Below are 18,260 nucleotides of genomic sequence, written 5' to 3'. Positions count from 1 at the left end.
TTTATCTTTGGAATAGCCAAATAATAAACCAAGTATAACTGACCTGCTTCCCGGTGGCTACAGATTTTTGATTACGCTTACAAATAAATAATTGTATTGTCAGTCTGACGATAAGACAAAACAACGGACTACATCGTTGTAGTCCGTCTCATGTAAATTAAAATTATCCGAAGATGTCAAATTTAACGAATAGCTTCTCTGTTTCTTCATATACAGATTTGGTTAATCCTTCGCCGTCAGCATCTACACGAATGATCAAATCATATTGGCCTCTTGTCTCATTCATCTTATTTCCCAATTGCAAAATAATAGGTGTGCCGGGTTCTACATTTACTTTAAGCTTAAGCGTATGACCATCATTACTGATCTGACTGCTATCTATTGTATAATTCTCACCATCAATTTGGTAAGAGTCATTTATGCTAAACTGGAACGCATCGGTCCAATACTCGATGGTGCCATCCACAAATTCTTCTCCAACATCGTAGTTTAGAGAAAATGGATTATTTCCATATTGAACTTGAAGATACTTTGTTTTAGAGTTGCTTGAGTCGAAGCCAAACTTACTGGAACCTATAGTCGGCACGTCTACTGGCATTTCTCCGTTTACAAGCGTAAAAGTAAATACATGCGCCGCATCTTTAGGAGACTCATTACCTGCTGAATCCTTGGCAGTAACCACAAATGTGTAGTCTCCTGGAGTCAAATTTTTCAATTTGGTAAGCGCAAGTGAACCATCCGATTTGCTTTTGGCAAGGGGAATTCCTTCTTCCAACTCTCCTTCATCCACGACTTCATTTGTATTCGTATCGGTCCATCTATAGAAAGTTACAACGGCTCCTTCTTCACTTACTGCTCCAGAATCCCCCTGAACTTGATCCCAGGTTCCGCTGTAATTATCGATAATGCTAAATTTGCTTACATCCACCGTTGGTGCTGTTGTATCCGCAGGTACAGATGGATTCATGTTCCCGCTGTCGCTACTTCCACCTGATGAGGACCCGCTATTATTCGAACTGGTAGATGGAGCCGGAGTAGGCACGGGCGTTGGTGTTACCTCTGGTGTTGGTGTTGGCGTAGGCACTGGTTCAGGTTGCGGACCTGTAGTTTCTTTTATCGTTTGCAGCAATCGAGAAGCCGTCAGTGCCGCAGCTTGACGATCGGCTTGTAACACGGGTTTAAACATGTTGTTTTGATCACCGATAATGTATCCAGCTTCGAGTGCCGCTCCAACCGCATCTTTTGCATATTTCGAAATAGTTGCGCTATCCTTGAACGTTAAGGAAGCAGCTTTGCCCGTTACGTCTGTTCCCTTTGCTCTCATCAGGGTTACGACCATATCCTGTCTGGATAATGTCTTACCGCTCCCGAATTTCCCGCTTCCCATGCCTTTAAATATACCTGCTTGATATACCGCTTCAACAGAAGCATAGGCATAGCTAGTCACAGGAATATCTGTAAATGTTGGATTGGATGGGACGTTATTGTTTACATCCAGTTTTAACGTTTTGGCAATCAGGATGGCAAAATCCTGTCTGGTAATCATACCGGACGGATTAAATTGGCCATCACTGAATCCAGTGACAATCCCTTCGTTTTGCAACTCTACTATGGCATCTTTGGCATAGGATTTATCGATATCGGTAAATGATACTGCGGCGTTAGCCTGTGTCGTCCACAAAGGTGTTGTCAACAAGGACGCCGCGAGAATCGAGCTGATGAAATGATTTTTTTTCAAAAGAATGCTCCTCCAGTATGAAGTAAGTTCGTGTCATTCCAACGCAAAATCCAATCGAGGATCTTCCTTAAATAATATGGACATGTACGATAATGACATTATATAGAGAGGCTCTGAACCGATTCTGAACAAATCGCCTTATTTCGACAACGTGGGGAGCAAAGGTTTAGAAATAAAAAACCTCCGACTGCACTTTCCTTATAAGGAAGTGAGCGGAGGCTTTCGTTTCATTTTGATAGAAAATCGTGTAACTGGCTGACCTACTGTTAAATTTCCACAGCTACGCCGTAATGGTCAGAGACCACAGGGCCGTTCTTTCCGTTAAGAACTACCGTCGAAGACTTCGCCTGTACCGGACGATTCGAGAAAATATAATCAATACGCAGATCTCGTTTGTTATCAGCCCATCCGGCAATGGCTTTGACCACGGTTGCACCGTCATCCTTTTGCACAGCTGTCGTGTACAGGTCATTCCAGCCCTTGCTCATCATATAATCGTAGCCTTCCTCACGTACTTCCGCGACATTATTGAAATCACCCATAATATACAGCGGCTGGTCCATATATGGAGCGAGCTTGCTCTCAGTCAGTTCCCACTGCCCCTTGAAAGGCTCTTGTTCATCATCCCACCAGTTATAGTGTCCATTCACAAACCAGGTGGCTTCACCTTGTACTTCAGTCTGAACACCTACAATTTTGCGTGTGCGGTAGTTATCGTAATCCCGCATGTGGGATACATACTCTCCAAAAGCCTTTGTGATCGGCGTCCGGCTCAGGATAGCCAGCCCTTCATCGTATTTTTGGAAACCGACATGGGCGGGAATCCATGTCCAGTAATAGGTCTCGGTCAGTTGCGTAAGCAGAACGTAGGCGTAGTTGTCTTTTTTGATCACAGCATCCGATTCCGTAGCAAAGTAATGTTTCAGTTCCTCCGCGGACAGCGTTGCTTCTTGCATTGATTGATTAACCTCTTGCATGGAAATCACATCAAATTGGTGTGTATTGATAAAATCAGCCAGCTGACTGATCTTGTTCAGTTGGTCTTCTTCTGCCCAAGCGTGCGTATTTAACGTAAGTATTTTCATATGCTCTCTCCTGTTGTTTAAAATTAAGCCGAATCCCGGCCTGCATCGTTCCTGAAAGGAATACATACGATAAGCATACACAAGACGAGCCTATTATGCATGGTTTATGGTAAAAAATAGAGATCGGTACTCTTGGGTTTCACCTATTAAAAAGTCCCATCCAAGTTCTCAGAACCGATGCACGGAGCACATGATAACTGATATGATGGATATATGAAATGTACACCATTACGTCAAGACGTGGTGATGACTGAACCTATGATTTCCCCAGGAGATGGAATGATGAACATACCTAATGACATGAACATGGATGATGCGCAGTGGCAACTGCTGATCAGCCAGGTCGCTGAACATTTTAACAACCTGACGATTATGCGTGGATTCCAATATTATAAACAGAAACGCGTCGGACCATTAACCTACACTGGACAAAACGGAATTTTGGCTGAAGTGCAAGGCTCCGATGATTACGAGGTAACCCTGAGCTTGCAATCGTTGAATACCAGTCACTGTACCTGTCCGGTTGGTTCTCATTGCAAACATATGATAGCCGTTCTAATGAGTTATGCGGAGCAACTGGGCCGACCCGTACACGGCATTGTGAACGCCCACTCCAGTACGGCACTGAAACAGGCTCCAAAACCTGCTGCTATAGCGACTTCCGGACATTCGGATTACGCAGCACACGAAGAGGATCTCACCATCCCTGATAACCAGTATAGCCAGATCAAGGAACGTGCAACGGAACTTGCAGAACTTGCGATCACAGAATGGCATGAGCTGTTTCGGGCATGCCTGAAACGTCTGGGGATAGGTACACCAAGTACATCGTATGTGCAGGCTGCAGCGGACGAGCTCTATGCCATCAAACCTAAGCTGTCCGTTGGCATGGAACAGTTGTTTGAGCTGCATGTTCAGCTATACCTGATTCGCTTCTGTGTGCCTGGCCGCAATTCAATCACACATACACCTGTGTATCTGAGCTATCCTGCTCAACTTGCCGTGGATGCGCTCCAAAAGGGGTTGGAACAGATCTTTAGTCGTCCGTTGGATCTCTCCGGTCTAAAGGGCACGAAGCTTGAACAACAATGGAACAGACTTGAGGAAACCTCGGCTTACCTGCGTATGCAAATGATATCCGAGACATCCAGCATGATGTTCTTCACCCCGCTTTATCGACAGTTTTGGTTAAACTGGATCGTGCCTCATCTCCAGGAAAACCGGAAAACGCTAGAGTCAGAGCTAGCGTTTCTACAGGAAATGGAGAACGGACTGACTGCTATTTCCAAACCCGCCAAACCTGGTGAGAGCGTGCTGAGCGTATCGAATCTAACGGAAAACGGGCGCAATGCGCCGATTAAATCTGTCACTCTGCCCTTGCCGCTGGTATTGGCGCAGAGCTGGATGTATTTCCATTTGGGACAAGATGAACAGGCTTGGCAGCGATTGATTAGCGGAGGCTCGGTATATGGCATCCCGCCGGAGCATCTGTTACATTTTCTTCACGTACTTGCAGATTCTTCGGATTGGAAACGGCTGGGCGAGTGGTTAGTACAGCTCGGACCTCTGCTCGCGAACCGACGGAACTCCCCTCTGAATGATTACATGCAGTTATGGGACACAGCCATTCATCATCTGCCTGATGTAGAACACCGCATGTGGGACACATTGGTCAGCATGCTGCCTCATTCCCGGCCAGCTTATGAAGAAGCAATGCATTCCCGGGGACAGTGGCGGCGGTGGATTGATTTTCAACTGAGCACGGAGACAGAGCCGCTAGAATTCCGGGTAGCGGTGCTACAGCCGATTGAAAAGGATGCACCCGAACTGCTTTTGCCTTTCTACCATCAAGCAGTGGATCGTTATATCGGACACAAAAACAGGGACGGATACAAAGCAGCAGTGAAACTGTTGAAGCGTCTGTCCAAAATTTATAAAAAATTGAAGCAGGAAGAACACTGGGAGCAGTTTATCACCACATTGGCTGTTCGCAACAGCCGACTGCGTGCCCTACAGGAAGAGCTTCGGAAAGGTAAGTTGATCTCATGAGCCTAATGCACCCTTACACTGAAACGATTGAGGTCCATGTTGCATTGACAGGATACGGGGATGCCTTGTTTTATGGAGCGCTGAACACCCATCACTTTGTATCGGGACAATCGCTCAAGCAGCGATTATTTGCTTGGCATGCCCCTTCTTTCTACGGTACAGAATTGGAAACAAGACAGATCGAAGAGATTGAACTGGTCGTCCTGCCTGCGGAAGAAGTTGTTCCTTTCTTCAGCGAAATGAACACCCTTCTACACATTGAATGGAAATGGGACGAGCAGGCAGAGCATTTGATCCGGCTGGCCCCGGTACTCGCAGCATCGATTGAGAATCGTAAATACATCCCTAGCTTCACCGCATTTCGTACCGGACAACTGCAATGGACCTGGGACCCGGACAGCTTGAAAAAGCAGGATCGCACCACTCTTGGCAAAGCTCTGGAACAAACGGATGAGAGCTACGCCGAAGGGCTGAGTGCTGCCTTTTCCGCTTCCGTGTTCCAGCGATGGTACAGTACGGAGGAAGCGGCCACCGATCTGCGGCGAGAATTCCCGCAGTTATTTCCACAAAGCGGAACAGCTCCGCAAACAGCCGGCATGGATGCCCAATCCTGGCTGGTGTCCATCGGCTGGAAAGCAGACGCAGCCCCATTCCGTCCACTCCTGCAATTGCTGGAGCCGGAAGATGATGAACCGGCTTGGCGGCTACGGCTGGTATTGCAGAACAAACTGGATGCAGCCGTACTCGTTCCCGTGAGGCTAGATTCACGTGGCCGGTTGGAAGGTGAATGGCCTGACGTGTGGACGCCGTTCATCCTTGATCGTTCGGGAGGATGGCTGGAGCAGCTGCGTGCACATCTGCCCCGAATTCGCCGCGCTATCAGTGGCAGTCGGGATGTGCTCAGTGATCCATTGGAAGATCAGGATGCTTGGCTGTTCCTGACGCAAGACAGCGGACGACTACTCGAAGCTGGCTGGCAAGTGCTGCTTCCGGGTTGGTGGGAAGCTGCACGCAAGAAGAAACCCAAGCTGCGTGCCAAGGTGAAACCGGAGGAAGGCAGTGAACGGGGACAGTCGTTCTTTGGACTGGACTCGATCATTCATTTTGACTGGCGTATTGCGATTGGGGATACGGATCTCAGCGAGGAAGAATTCGCTGATCTCGTGGCCCGTAATGAGCGGCTGGTCCGCTTCCGTGGAGAATGGGTTCCCCTCGATCCAGCCTTGCTTGAGCAGATTCGTAGGGCCATGGGCGGTGTGGATCAGGAACAGGGGCTTTCGTTTCAGGATATTCTGCACCTTCATCTGCTGCATAATGAGCAACGCGAATATCGTAACCAGAAACGCAAAGAAGGACAGGATGAGGAAGAAGAACAGCCACAATCCAACGAGAACATTCGACTTGAGGTGGAACTGAACGAACACCTGAACCGGGTAATCGCACAGCTTGGCGGAGGACAAGGCGGCGCTCCTTCCCTGCCTATTCCGGAAGGGTTGCATGCTGAGCTGCGTTCTTATCAAAAAGAAGGTTTCGCATGGCTTGGTTTCCTGCGGAGATTCGGTCTCGGGGCTTGTCTTGCGGATGACATGGGACTGGGAAAAACGATACAGTTCATTACGTATTTACTTCATCTCAAAGAGCATGAGCAGCGCTTGCCTGGGCAGGCCCCAGCCCTTCTCGTCTGCCCCACTTCCGTATTGGGAAACTGGCAAAAAGAAATCAGCCGCTTCGCGCCTTCAATTAACGTCAGTTTGCATTACGGGGCACGAAGACTGAGCGGAGAAGAGTTCCGGGAACAGACTGAACAGGTAGATATCATCATTACCTCGTATGCAACAGCTACTCTCGATCAGGAGATGTTGCAGTCATATACGTGGGCATCGATCTGTCTGGACGAAGCGCAAAATATTAAAAATGCCCAAACGAAGCAGTCCATGGCGGTACGCAGCTTCCCGGCAAAACACCGTATTGCACTAACTGGTACGCCGATTGAAAATCGGCTCTCCGAGCTGTGGTCCATCTATGATTTTATTAATCCAGGCTATCTGGGCAGCGCGCGGGCATTTCAGACTCGCTTTATCAGTGCGATCGAGAAGGATAAGGACGAGCAACGCATGCAAGATTTGCAGCAGCTCGTGAAGCCATTCATGCTGCGCCGCAAGAAGAAAGATCCGAATATTCAACTCGATCTGCCGGACAAAAATGAGATGAAAACCTACATTCACCTTACGGGTGAGCAAAGTGCACTGTATGACCAGTCCGTTCAGGAACTGATGGACAAAATGAAAGAGCTGGAAGGCATCAAGCGCAAAGGTGCGATTCTGTCTGCCTTAACCCAGCTCAAGCAGTTGTGTGATCATCCCCTGCTGCTGACCAAAGAAGCCTTGCCGGAAACGATCTCCTCGGAAGGCTCTGTAACAGAGTATGACCTGTACAGTCCACAGGATATGGCCATGCTGATCAGTCGCTCCGCGAAGCTGGAACGACTGATGGAACTGGTCCGCGAACTACGGGATGAGGGCGAACGGTGCCTGATTTTCACACAATACATCGGCATGGGACAGATGCTGCAACAAGTATTGAGACAGGAGTTGCAGGAACCTGTGCTATATCTGCATGGGGGTACGTCCAAGACTGGAAGGGATCGCATGATTGATGAGTTCCAGTCCCGGACGTTGCCTCCGGCAGAGCAGCCGTCGGTCTTTATTCTATCCATCAAAGCAGGCGGCGTGGGCTTGAACCTGACCGCAGCGAATCATGTATTCCACTTTGACCGCTGGTGGAACCCTGCCGTGGAAAATCAGGCTACAGACCGCGCCTATCGGATGGGACAGACGAAGGATGTTCAGGTACACAAGTTCATCTCGCTGGGCACACTTGAAGAACGCATTGACGAGATGCTGGAGAGTAAACAGCAGCTCAGCGACAATATTATCACCAGTTCTGAAAACTGGATTACCGAACTGTCGACGGATGAGTTGAAGGATCTGTTCACCCGGCGCCGCGACTGGTCGGGATAACTCCAGACTGGGTTGATGCAACATACGCAACCTTGTAAATAGTAGAATACAAAAAGAGCGAAGTGTCGGAAATGAATTCCGTCTTCGCTCTTTTCTTACATTCCTAGCGCATGTTTCCGATGATAGACGATCTTGAATCCTGCATTTTCTTGATGAAGTTAGTCATCACATCAAAGGCTTCATTGCGTTTGTTGGACAAAGACTGCACACGCAGCATATCCATCTGTAGTGAATTGCTCAACGCATCGATTTGGCCTTTCAGTTTTTGAGCTTGGGCAGTATCCCCGTTCTGAATTGCTACCTGCAATTGTGCGTTCAGCTCTGCAATCGCTTGATTGCGATTTTGAACTTCTTGAATTTGTGCCTGTAATTGGATATCCAGCAATTTCGTGCGTTCTTGCTGAACCATCATCAAAGCTGTTTCGATATCCATGCTGCTCAAATTAATGCTTGAGACAGAAGGTACCGTAGATACACTTGCTGCAGAAGCAGAAGTTACAACGGATACAGCTGCGATGGCAGCAATAACTGTGGAAGAAATGACTTTGCTTGATTTTTTCATAACGTACACCTCCTTTTATATTTGTAGATACCCCCCCATTAACTGGCATCTTTCGACATCATATATCGAAGGTCCTAGATCCTACAACCTATAATTGCGAAGTTGAGACTAAATTGATACAGGTTGATGGGTAGTTCTACAGAAAAATGTGGTAATTCCCTAAGATGAAAAAAGTGAGTTGCTGTGCTACAATAGAGAAATTGTGCATTCACAGACAGACATGTGGGTAAGGACTTGAATCTATCCCGATTCATCCATTATTTATCCATAACCATGCTGCCATTCTAGGGAGGTTTATGGAACAATCATGCTCATTATTGGTATCGCCGGAGGAACCGGCTCCGGTAAAACGACGGTAGCTCGCTCCGTCATAGACCGTCTTGGATCAGGCAAAGTGACTTTCATATCCCAAGACAACTATTACAAAGACCAGTCACAGCTCACCCCTGAGCAACGTCGACTCACCAATTACGATCATCCGTTTGCATTCGATAATGATCTGTTAATTGAGCATCTTACCCTGTTAAAACAAGGACAAACGGCATATGCTCCCGTATATGACTTCACCATAGATAACCGTGCCGCTGATGAAACGGTTGAACTGGCACCGAACCATATCGTTATTGTGGAAGGACTGCATGTCCTGATCGATGAACATCTGCGTGCCCTTCTGGATATCAAGGTATTTGTTGATACGGATTCCGACGTGCGTATTCTGCGCAGAGTACTGCGGGATATGGAAGAACGCGGCCGTACGATTCAATCCGTGTACAAACAATATCTCGAAACCGTCAAACCGATGCATGATGCTTTTATCGAGCCTTCCAAAAAGTATGCAGACATCATCATTCCCGAAGGTGGACATAATGAAGTCGGCATTCAGATGTTATCCATCCTGACTGAGAAATATCTGACCGGTGAAAAGTGGAATGGCGCATAATTTAAATATGATGTTGCTGCATTAAGCGCTGCCCGCTCACTTCCCAGTGGGACAAAAACGGGCATCGCTCATACAATATCACCACTAAAATCCAGGTTGCGATTAGCGCAATCTGGATTTTTTGGTTATTTCTATTTTATAATGGACTCCATAGCTGAAAGGAGACATCACAACATGGCTACTTTTGAAGAGTTTATACAGCATGATATCCGCGTTGGTACAGTGGTAGAAGCCGAACCTTTTCCAAAGGCACGCATGCCTGCCATTAAAATGACCATCGATTTCGGCCCACTTGGCCTTAAACGTTCGAGCGCCCAAATTACGAAACGTTATACCCCTGACATGATGGTAGGTAAGCAGGTTATTGCTGTAGTCAATTTCCCGCCGCGCCGAATTGCGGGTTTTGTATCCGAAGTACTGGTGCTTGGCGGCGTGCCCGGTGAAGGTGACGTTGTATTGTTAACCCCGGACCAGACCTTACCGAACGGAACACCGATTGCCTGATTTTTTATCATATCGCTATTTCTGTCTTTTCAAATGTTTGGAAATCGGTTATTCTTGAAGTACATTATTGAACTAAATAGGACTGACACCTTAAAGTATAAGGCTATGAATCTTCGGATTCGTGGCCTTTTTTTGCATTTTTCGAGGTTAAATGGGCCCTGAGGAGGATATCTGCACACCTGGAGTGGATGGAATTTATTGAAAAATAATGCCAAAAGCCTAGTTTTACATGGTAGAATATTGATGATTATGACAAATTTAGTATCTAGCAGTGTGAAGCAGTGGCGTACATACACAAAACAGGTAAACGAGAATCGAGAGGAGCAGTATTCATGAAAAAGATGATGATTTCCGGGGTAACCGCATTGGCATTGTTGACAGGGGGGATTGTAGGTTTGGGAGGAATCGGAAGTTCGGTAGAAGCCGCTCAGGCCACACTAAAATTCAAAGATGTCCCATCTACACACTGGGCCGCTGCGGCGATCAATTCGGCAGTGGAGCAAGGATATTTTAAAGGATATGCAGATGGAACATTCAAACCAAGCTCGCCTGTCACCAAGGCAGAAATGGCAAGTATTCTGGGGCGCCTTGCAGAGCAGCCTGATGCCACCATTCAAGAACAAAACAACTTCACAGACGTACCGGACTGGGCAAAAAACGGCGTTTCCATCGCGATCCAAAAAGGATTCATAAGCCCTTCCAAATACAATGGGAAACTGGATGCGCAAGCGGCACTCCAACGTGGAGAAATGGCCTCATGGTTAACGCAAGGACTGACCGCAGTTGATCCTGAGTACAAACAAGCACTATCTGATGTAACCAACACGGTTGTGCCTGTGAAAGAGTACTTTACGGGTAAGCTGGCAAGCTCGCAAAAAAACGCGGTTGCGGTTGCCCTGGGTACGGGATTGATGAGCGTCGCAAACGATAAAACCTTCGGTACGGATCGCACGACAACACGAGCTGAGGTTGCTGTTCTCATTGCTCGTTATGCATCCGTTGCTAAAACTAAACCTTCGGACTACAAGGGTTTGAATGAACTTCGCCAAGTTGGTTTGACTGGAACAAACATAAACATTATTGCGCCTAAATATAAGAAGACACCAGAGAAAAAGGTTTCACCAAACGTTGATTACAGCGAGGTTACAGACGACTTCTCGAAAGTTCGCAATAAAAATATTATTACAGATACTAAATATGCCGATCTCAAGATAAAGAATTGGATTATTATTAATACCTATGCGAAGGGCTCTGAAAGAAGTATTTATTATCCTGTTTTTGTGGATGAAGGATTCACGCTCTTACGGGGAGCTTATTATTCTTTTGCAGAACTTGAATTGAACGTGAAAAGTACTACCATGAATGCACTTCAAGCTGGAAGTTTACTTAATTCAGCAACAATTAATCCTATGAATTCTCCAACTTCAGATGCCTTTGCTGCATATGCTGGTCCTAGTATTAATGATGTCACAAAAAATAGAGGTGTATTCGCTGTTAATAATCCAGTCTACTGGAGTAGAGGCCTTTTACATTTCGATAAAGAGATAATTTCGGATGTCAGCCTTGTGGCCAAAGAAGGTCCTACTTACAGCGTAATAGCCACAGATTAGAGGAGAGATAAGGTTTGGGGCAAAAAACATCTATTAAAAAATTGATGTTGTTCGTGCTGTCACTCGTAGTATTTGTATCATCAATAACTCAAGTCCATGCAGGTGGGGGGCCAGGAACTAAACCAGAGTTGAAAACATTCCATATGGAGCCTTCTACACCTGCGAAGTCACAAAAAAAAGTTATCCCTGTTGAAGGGAAAAGGAAAACCAATATCGGAGTCTATATATACCAAATTGATAGCCTAAGATGGAAAGTAGATGGCCAGTGCAACAACTTCGAAATAGAAAACGATCGCACAAAAAATCTTCCGGTATCTTCAACAATCTGTGTCGATCTTAATTTGAATAAAGATGTATATATTCCGACTGAGTACTTTGATAAAGCAGGTGAAAAGCGTTCTACTGCAGAAATAACTGATAAGTCTAATGAGCCTCACTACATGGATAATACAGCCTATTATTTTCCAGGAGAACCCATTCTGGTTTCTGTTGAATCGTTTACTGGTCGTAACACAAAATTCACCACGCAAATCGGTGGCGCAATTGCACCTATCAAAACTGAAGAATATAATCCACCCAAATGGAATGCTGACTATCAATTTAACACAGATTTATATTGGAAAGCATTAGCCGAGATCACCAAAGAAATCAATCTGACAAACGGTGGACAACTTCAACTTAAAGAAAAAAAACAATTAAATGCAACAGTTAAAACCAAAACAGGTGATGGAAGCTTTGGTGCTGAAACCAATGTGAATAGTGGCAATGGTAAAACAACATGGACCTCTTCCAACCCTTCAGTGGCTACAGTAAGTTCATCTGGCCTCGTTTCAGCTGACGCTAAAGGGACAACAACTATAACAGTATTGTGGGAGAAGGATGATTTCGAGTTAACTACGACTACAGTTGTGGGTGTAGAGGAAGATCCAGGCGATGATGGTGGTAACAACGGTGGTGGCGGATCCTGTACACCAAACATCGGACCACCTTCTCAAGGAACCACGATGAACATGAGTGATTTGGATCCGAATGCGAATGGAGTAATTAAAGCAGATAATAGAGGCGCTGAAAAATTCGATGTGTTAAAAGGGATCCCTACATCTGAATCTTTGTACACCAATGCATTTGCAGACAACTACCTGTTCAAACAAGCATGGGCCAAAATGACGGGGAAAACAACGTATGATTGTAACGTTACGATAACCTATGTCAGAGAATGGACTATACCCGGCCCAGAGGTTTGTCCACCTAAAGGAGCTTGTTCCCCTGGCCCACCAATTAAAACAGGGGATAGCGTAACTCAGCCTTACAACTTCCAGATCACAAGGGACTACTCTTACTGGAAAATTAACAATCTTGAAGTGTACAAGATTGCTAAAGCAACGATGAAAAATTACGCTTTACCTGGTGAAACGGTCACGATGACGCCTTCAGGATACATACCACCAACTTTAGAGTCCAAAAATGATAAAGCTGTAGAAAGACATGTAAAGCCAGGCCAAACGAGTGCAATCTCATATACGCCACCCAAATTAACAGGTGGTTTGAATTCACCCCCGGATGTGCCTGATGATACTTCTCGATTAAAAGGAATGGCCGAGTCAAACACACCTCAGAGTAAAGTGAATAATGACTTAGTTAAATTCAATAACACCAAGATTATGGATGATGCAGAAACAACCAAAGATGGCCCAATCCCAACGAATATTCCTAATCCAACGACCATCGGACAGGATGTTCTGTATAAGTCCAATAACATGATCAGCAATACACTCCTGAATAAAGAAAATACGACCAGTTCTGGTGAGATCCATTACGATTTAATACCGGGAAACGTAAACGGTGGTTCAAACAAAGTGTTACCGATTAATAGCATCAACACCGTTACGGTTCATACCCCTGTCGTCAACTATGCCTTAGTCTCGGATGATCAACCACACAATCAGAAGACGATTCCAGATACCACTCGTTCAGCACTGATTCTGGAACGACCATTTATCGTGCGTATTTCCACATCAGGACAGCATTTGGACGTAGCAAGTTACCCGGGTTATGGTAATCGTGACTATGCTAAATATTTTCGCCTCAAACAGGTTCGCTTCCCGTTTGATGTCTATAACGCAGACCGGAGCCAGTTTATCCCTACCAAGACATGGGTAGATATTCCGGTGAATCAGTTGGATACCACCTTTTATCTACCGGTTTGGGTGGATGAGGGCAACTACCAAGTCGAATTCCGCAATATTGCGGAGAATGCACCAGCGACATTCACTGAGCAACCGGATGCCAACACCAATCTGGCGCACCATGTCGCCTCAGATACGGTCCCTGTGGAAGTCATCGGACGTTTGTATGATTTTCACGTCACTGATATATCGGACTATAACTGGGAAAATGTATTTCGCAAGCAGCTTGGCAGCTCGGAACCTACGGGGATTAGCTATTGGACAGGATTAAATCGTATTGATGGGGATCCACGAGGAACTCTTGCACCGTTCGTATTGCCTATACGTCCAGGGAGCCATCCGGTTCAAGGGTTTCGCAATTTGGCTGTGAAAACCGGATACCATATCAAGTTTGACCTGAAAACCAAAGGCAACATGTTTGGTAAACAGGATGGTGTTCGGATCACACCGACCTTCTATTTCGTGAGTAAAGATGGCTCCTCGCGACAGGAAGTGGATCTGTACTACCACCGAGGTCAGGAACGACTGATTCGTATCGGATCTGCGGAGGATTTGGAGAAGCGGTTTGTCGTTCTTAATTCGCGTCTACGGAATGTACCCGGCACGGAGCTTGGCGATACTGCGCGTTACCAGTATACCTATGAGCTGACAGCCGAGGAACAGAGTCAAACTACACTGGCTGATTTTATGGTCCGACTGGTGGATCAGACTTCTCACCAGAAAACCTGGGTTGGACGCTATGACTGGATGATCCTGTCGGCTCCGATCCGCACATTAATTGGACCAAAGACAAACATCCCTACTGGGGTGAATGCGGACCGAGCCAATGCAGCCATCCAGCGTTGGTATGGGGAATATAGTCTTCCGGCAGATGTCTACGCCGTGCCGAAGGGAACCAGTCTTGAACCGCTTGCCAGACAAAATCAATTGGATGAAAAGGCCGCTGTATTTCTAAAGAACGGTTATATCGTGGTTAACTTCAATCTGGAGACAGTAAGGAATGGCAATACGGATGCGCCGCATCTGCAATACATTCATGCACCATTAATGAATCAGTGGCAAATGGAGGGCTTCAGTAACATTCCTGTAGACAGCCAAGGCAAAAAATGGCCTGTAAAGGATGGGGATGTGGTCTTTTACCACGCAGATCAGTCCAGCCGGAACGATTTCCAATCCCAAGTACCGCATTAATAATCAAAATAAGGGTTGCTTAATAAGTCATGAACATGACTTTGCAGCAACCCTTTTGAATTTAAACTTTCGAACTTCATCAAGACATCTATCTCGTGATTCAGTGATTTTATAAAAAATATCGTATCACACCCACCTTCCGATAAAGTTGAAGGAGAGCCTGATGAGATCATAATGTTTATTTACAAATAAATCCTCTACCACGCTGTATTCTTTCTAACCCACACAAACGTTCCCAGCATTATGAAGACTAATCTCCCTGTTCCATGCTTCTGGACCCTTTCGGAGACACACCCGTCACTCGCTTAAACATCTTGGAAAACAGTAATGGATCTGTATACCCCACAGAGTGGGCCACTTCACTAACCGACAGGGCTGAATGCTGCAGCAGTTCAGCTGCACGATTCAGCCGGTATTCGAGAAAGAAAGCCTGTAATGACTTGCCGTACCTCTCCTTGAAAAGCCCTGACAGATATGTGCGATCCAAACCTACGGCTCGGGCAATATCTAGAATTGAAGTTCTCTGACTATACCTGTTCTCCATAAATTGAATGGCCTGCCTGATGTATTCCTCTTTAGTGGACAGTGGCCGTTGCAGCTGCTCTTCTGCGGGAGAAGATGCAATCAATTCGGCGATCAGCCGGTACAGCAGGCTCTGGTTGAACACATCTCCCCCGGTACGTGTTGATGCTTGAACCATCTCCGTATAAAGACGATCGAATGTGTCTGAATCTCTGGCCTCAAATACAGGATGTTCCGGACTGATGTGAGCCCGCTGCATGAATGCCTTGGCATGAACACCCTTGAACCCGAACCAGGAATAAGTCCATGGCTGCTTCGCATCTGCTTCATAATGAATAAGCGTATCCGGAAGAATCACAAAGCCTTGACCTTGTGTAAGCTCGTATTGTTGATCCGTCATAAACACAGTGCCCTGTCCTTCATGAATGTAATGAACAATGTAGGCATCCCGAACACCAGGCCCCCAATAATGCGAAGGATCACATGCCTGCCAACCGAAAAATAACAGTACCAATTCCATCTGCGTCAAATCCATAGGAACCACGTTCGTTTCGATTAATTTCAACATTCCACACTCCCCCCGTTCACCACAACAGGCAATCTCTTCACTAAAATTATAACAGGTAAATAGATGAATTATTAGCTGTAAGCGAATCCAAAAATGGGATTATGCCATGTTTCAGAGAGGTTGAGCCATAGTTATATAAGCCCAATCCTCCTATATTGGAGGTACACCATTTATTCAGGGAGGCTGAACTTGAGATGAACAAAATTACGTTCCTCGGTGCGGGAAGCACCGTTTTTGTCAAAAATGTATTGGGTGACGTTATGATGACCGAAGCACTTCAGGATTTTGAGCTGGCGTTGTTCGATATTGATGCTGAACGCCTAAGCGACTCAGAGCGTTTGCTTACCAGTATGGCCCGTTCGCTCGGAAGCCAATGTGCCATCAAAGCTTATACCGACCGCAAGGAAGCACTGCGCGGAGCCAAATATGTGATTAACGCCATTCAGGTGGGCGGATATGATCCATGTACTATTACGGATTTTGAGATTCCGAAGAAATATGGATTGCGTCAGACGATTGCCGATACGCTTGGGATTGGCGGGATTTTCCGTAATTTGCGGACGATTCCGGTGATGCTCGATTTTGCACGGGATATGCAGGAAGTGTGCCCTGATGCGTGGTTCCTGAACTACACCAACCCAATGGCGGTACTGACAAATGTCATGAACGTGCATGGCGGAATTAAAACCGTTGGTCTGTGTCATAGTGTACAGGTGTGTGTGCCGCATCTGTTTGATGCACTGGGGATTGATCAGACGGGTGTGGTCGCGAAAGTTGCAGGTATCAACCATATGGCCTGGCTGCTGGAAGTGACACGCGATGGTCAGGATCTGTATCCGGAGATTAAACGTCTGGCGAAGGAAAAGCAGAAAGAGCAGCATGATGACATGGTGCGTTATGAGCTGATGCAGCGTTTTGGATACTATGTAACCGAGTCCTCCGAGCATAATGCCGAGTACCATCCTTATTTTATCAAACGAAACTACCCGGAGCTGATCGAACGCTTCAATATTCCGCTGGATGAGTATCCGCGCCGCTGCGTGAACCAGATTGAAGGCTGGAAAGAAATGCGTGAGAAGCTGTTATCCAGCGAAAATATTGAACATACGCGCAGCCGCGAATACGCTTCGCATATTATGGAGGCCATGGAGACGGATCGCCCTTACAAAATCGGCGGTAATGTCATGAATAACGGACTGATCACCAACCTGCCTCGTGAAGCCTGTGTTGAGGTGCCTTGTCTTGTTGATGGATCAGGTATCAGCCCGACGTATATCGGGGACCTGCCTCCGCAGCTTGCGGCATTGAACCGTACGAATATTAACACCCAGCTGTTGACCATTGAAGCGGCGATTACGGGCAAAAGAGAGCACATCTATCATGCCGCAATGCTTGACCCGCATACAGCTGCCGAGCTGTCCATCGATGATATCGTCTCCATGTGTGATGAACTGATCGAAGCTCATGGCGACTGGTTGCCGAAGTACACGTCATAAGAAGTTCATTGTTTGCAATTCAGAAGCACTAGTCTCCTCTCAGCAGGGAGGGGCTGGTGCTTTTTTGAGCTTTCATCTTGTTTCCCAGCCTAATCCTGAAGCAGAAAACGATAGCCGATTCCCGGCTCGGTCTGAATAAAACGTGGACGCGTGGGATCTTCCTGCAATTTTTTGCGCAGATGACCGACATATACCCGCAAGTAATGGCTGTCCGACTCATGATGATGCCCTCCCCACACCTGTTGCAGCAGCTGGCGTTGGGTAATAATTTTGCCTGCATGGGTTGCGAGCACTTTCAGCATTTCATACTCAGTTGGTGTTAACTTTACGGGTGATCCATCCAAATCGACCTGTCTCTGGGCCAAATCAATGGTAAGCGAACCAAAACGTAATACCGGCTCATCTGTAGTTTTGGCCACATGGCGAAGGGCAACCCGAATACGGGCAACGAGCTCCCCCATGCCAAACGGTTTAGTGACATAATCATCCGCCCCGCCATCAAGTGCAGCAATTTTATCCTCTTCGCGTTCCTTTGCAGTCAGTACAATGACTGGTACCTGCGACCATTCCCGAATCCGCTGAAGTACATCCATTCCGGACATACCGGGCAAGCCCAGATCAAGCACAATCAGATCAGGATGTACAATGCTCGCCTGAATGACCGCTTCTTCGCCGTCGGCGCATTCGTGAATCTCAAATTGATGCGCCTGAAGCGTAACCTTCAGCAGTTTACGGATTTGTGGTTCATCATCCACAATTAATATACGCGCGCCTTGCGGTGCCGTCATG

At 46.5% G+C, this 18,260-nt stretch carries 12 protein-coding genes; 7 read left to right on the top strand and 5 right to left on the bottom strand.

What is annotated here, in order from left to right:
- Positions 1 to 163 precede the first annotated feature (163 nt).
- The gene (locus tag gpAD87_RS23655) at positions 164 to 1,738 is read right to left on the bottom strand and encodes an S-layer homology domain-containing protein (RefSeq protein WP_064641293.1); all 1,575 of its coding nucleotides are present in this window, start codon (positions 1,736 to 1,738) and stop codon (positions 164 to 166) included.
- 266 nt (positions 1,739 to 2,004) lie between these two features.
- Complete coding sequence (locus gpAD87_RS23650) at positions 2,005 to 2,823, bottom strand: endonuclease/exonuclease/phosphatase family protein (protein WP_064641291.1); 819 nt, start codon at positions 2,821 to 2,823, stop codon at positions 2,005 to 2,007.
- Positions 2,824 to 3,123: 300 nt separating this feature from the next.
- On the opposite strand from gpAD87_RS23650, the gene gpAD87_RS23645 reads away from it, so the two are divergent.
- Together gpAD87_RS23645 and gpAD87_RS23640 are read left to right on the top strand one after the other, a co-directional pair.
- Positions 3,124 to 4,872, top strand: a complete 1,749-nt coding sequence (locus tag gpAD87_RS23645) for an SWIM zinc finger family protein (RefSeq protein ID WP_231952809.1) — start codon at positions 3,124 to 3,126, stop codon at positions 4,870 to 4,872.
- Positions 4,873 to 4,877: 5 nt separating this feature from the next.
- Positions 4,878 to 7,892, top strand: coding sequence for a DEAD/DEAH box helicase (locus gpAD87_RS23640; protein WP_064641324.1), 3,015 nt, complete (start codon positions 4,878 to 4,880; stop codon positions 7,890 to 7,892).
- 103 nt (positions 7,893 to 7,995) lie between these two features.
- Here the strand turns inward: gpAD87_RS23640 and gpAD87_RS23635 are convergent, their stop codons facing one another.
- Positions 7,996 to 8,454: a hypothetical protein gene (locus gpAD87_RS23635; RefSeq protein ID WP_064641287.1), complete on the bottom strand. Its 459-nt coding sequence runs from the start codon at positions 8,452 to 8,454 to the stop codon at positions 7,996 to 7,998.
- Positions 8,455 to 8,761: 307 nt separating this feature from the next.
- Between gpAD87_RS23635 and udk the strand changes: the two genes are divergently transcribed.
- The 4 genes from udk (at position 8,762) to gpAD87_RS23615 (ending at position 14,885) form a co-directional block, all read left to right on the top strand.
- On the top strand, positions 8,762 to 9,394 hold the full coding sequence (gene udk / locus gpAD87_RS23630) for a uridine kinase (RefSeq protein WP_063566443.1): 633 nt from the start codon (positions 8,762 to 8,764) through the stop codon (positions 9,392 to 9,394).
- A gap of 174 nt (positions 9,395 to 9,568) precedes the next feature.
- Complete coding sequence (gene csaA / locus gpAD87_RS23625) at positions 9,569 to 9,898, top strand: chaperone CsaA (RefSeq protein WP_064641285.1); 330 nt, start codon at positions 9,569 to 9,571, stop codon at positions 9,896 to 9,898.
- 332 nt (positions 9,899 to 10,230) lie between these two features.
- Positions 10,231 to 11,508, top strand: coding sequence for an S-layer homology domain-containing protein (locus gpAD87_RS23620; protein WP_064641284.1), 1,278 nt, complete (start codon positions 10,231 to 10,233; stop codon positions 11,506 to 11,508).
- 440 nt (positions 11,509 to 11,948) lie between these two features.
- Entirely contained in the window at positions 11,949 to 14,885 is a 2,937-nt protein-coding gene (locus gpAD87_RS23615; protein WP_082935332.1) for a DUF5704 domain-containing protein, read from the top strand.
- Positions 14,886 to 15,135: 250 nt separating this feature from the next.
- On the opposite strand, the gene gpAD87_RS23610 is transcribed toward gpAD87_RS23615, so the two are convergent.
- The gene (locus gpAD87_RS23610) at positions 15,136 to 15,975 is read right to left on the bottom strand and encodes an AraC family transcriptional regulator (protein WP_082935324.1); all 840 of its coding nucleotides are present in this window, start codon (positions 15,973 to 15,975) and stop codon (positions 15,136 to 15,138) included.
- A 194-nt stretch (positions 15,976 to 16,169) separates the two neighbouring features.
- Between gpAD87_RS23610 and gpAD87_RS23605 the strand changes: the two genes are divergently transcribed.
- Positions 16,170 to 17,471: an alpha-glucosidase/alpha-galactosidase gene (locus tag gpAD87_RS23605; RefSeq protein WP_064641282.1), complete on the top strand. Its 1,302-nt coding sequence runs from the start codon at positions 16,170 to 16,172 to the stop codon at positions 17,469 to 17,471.
- 89 nt (positions 17,472 to 17,560) lie between these two features.
- Here gpAD87_RS23605 and gpAD87_RS23600 read toward each other — a convergent pair whose 3' ends face one another.
- Positions 17,561 to 18,259: a response regulator gene (locus gpAD87_RS23600; RefSeq protein WP_064641280.1), complete on the bottom strand. Its 699-nt coding sequence runs from the start codon at positions 18,257 to 18,259 to the stop codon at positions 17,561 to 17,563.
- Between the last annotated feature and the right edge of the window lies 1 nt (position 18,260).

It is taken from the genome of Paenibacillus sp. AD87 (assembly GCF_001659845.1).
Classification (GTDB): Bacteria; Bacillota; Bacilli; order Paenibacillales; family Paenibacillaceae; genus Paenibacillus; species Paenibacillus marchantiae.
Note: the sequence above shows the minus strand (reverse complement) of the source record. Positions and strands in the feature narration are given on the sequence as shown.

Bases quoted from the DNA above. Each gene is read 5' to 3' on its own strand.
- gpAD87_RS23640 (WP_064641324.1), top strand. From the start codon at position 4,878: ATGCACCCTTACACTGAAACGATTGAGGTCCATGTTGCATTGACAGGA.
- gpAD87_RS23605 (WP_064641282.1), top strand. From the start codon at position 16,170: ATGAACAAAATTACGTTCCTCGGTGCGGGAAGCACCGTTTTTGTCAAA.
- gpAD87_RS23615 (WP_082935332.1), top strand. From the start codon at position 11,949: ATGGATAATACAGCCTATTATTTTCCAGGAGAACCCATTCTGGTTTCT.
- gpAD87_RS23650 (WP_064641291.1), bottom strand. From the start codon at position 2,823: ATGAAAATACTTACGTTAAATACGCACGCTTGGGCAGAAGAAGACCAA.
- csaA (WP_064641285.1), top strand. From the start codon at position 9,569: ATGGCTACTTTTGAAGAGTTTATACAGCATGATATCCGCGTTGGTACA.
- gpAD87_RS23635 (WP_064641287.1), bottom strand. From the start codon at position 8,454: ATGAAAAAATCAAGCAAAGTCATTTCTTCCACAGTTATTGCTGCCATC.
- gpAD87_RS23610 (WP_082935324.1), bottom strand. From the start codon at position 15,975: ATGTTGAAATTAATCGAAACGAACGTGGTTCCTATGGATTTGACGCAG.
- gpAD87_RS23600 (WP_064641280.1), bottom strand. From the start codon at position 18,259: ATGACGGCACCGCAAGGCGCGCGTATATTAATTGTGGATGATGAACCA.
- gpAD87_RS23645 (WP_231952809.1), top strand. From the start codon at position 3,124: ATGAACATGGATGATGCGCAGTGGCAACTGCTGATCAGCCAGGTCGCT.
- udk (WP_063566443.1), top strand. From the start codon at position 8,762: ATGCTCATTATTGGTATCGCCGGAGGAACCGGCTCCGGTAAAACGACG.
- gpAD87_RS23620 (WP_064641284.1), top strand. From the start codon at position 10,231: ATGAAAAAGATGATGATTTCCGGGGTAACCGCATTGGCATTGTTGACA.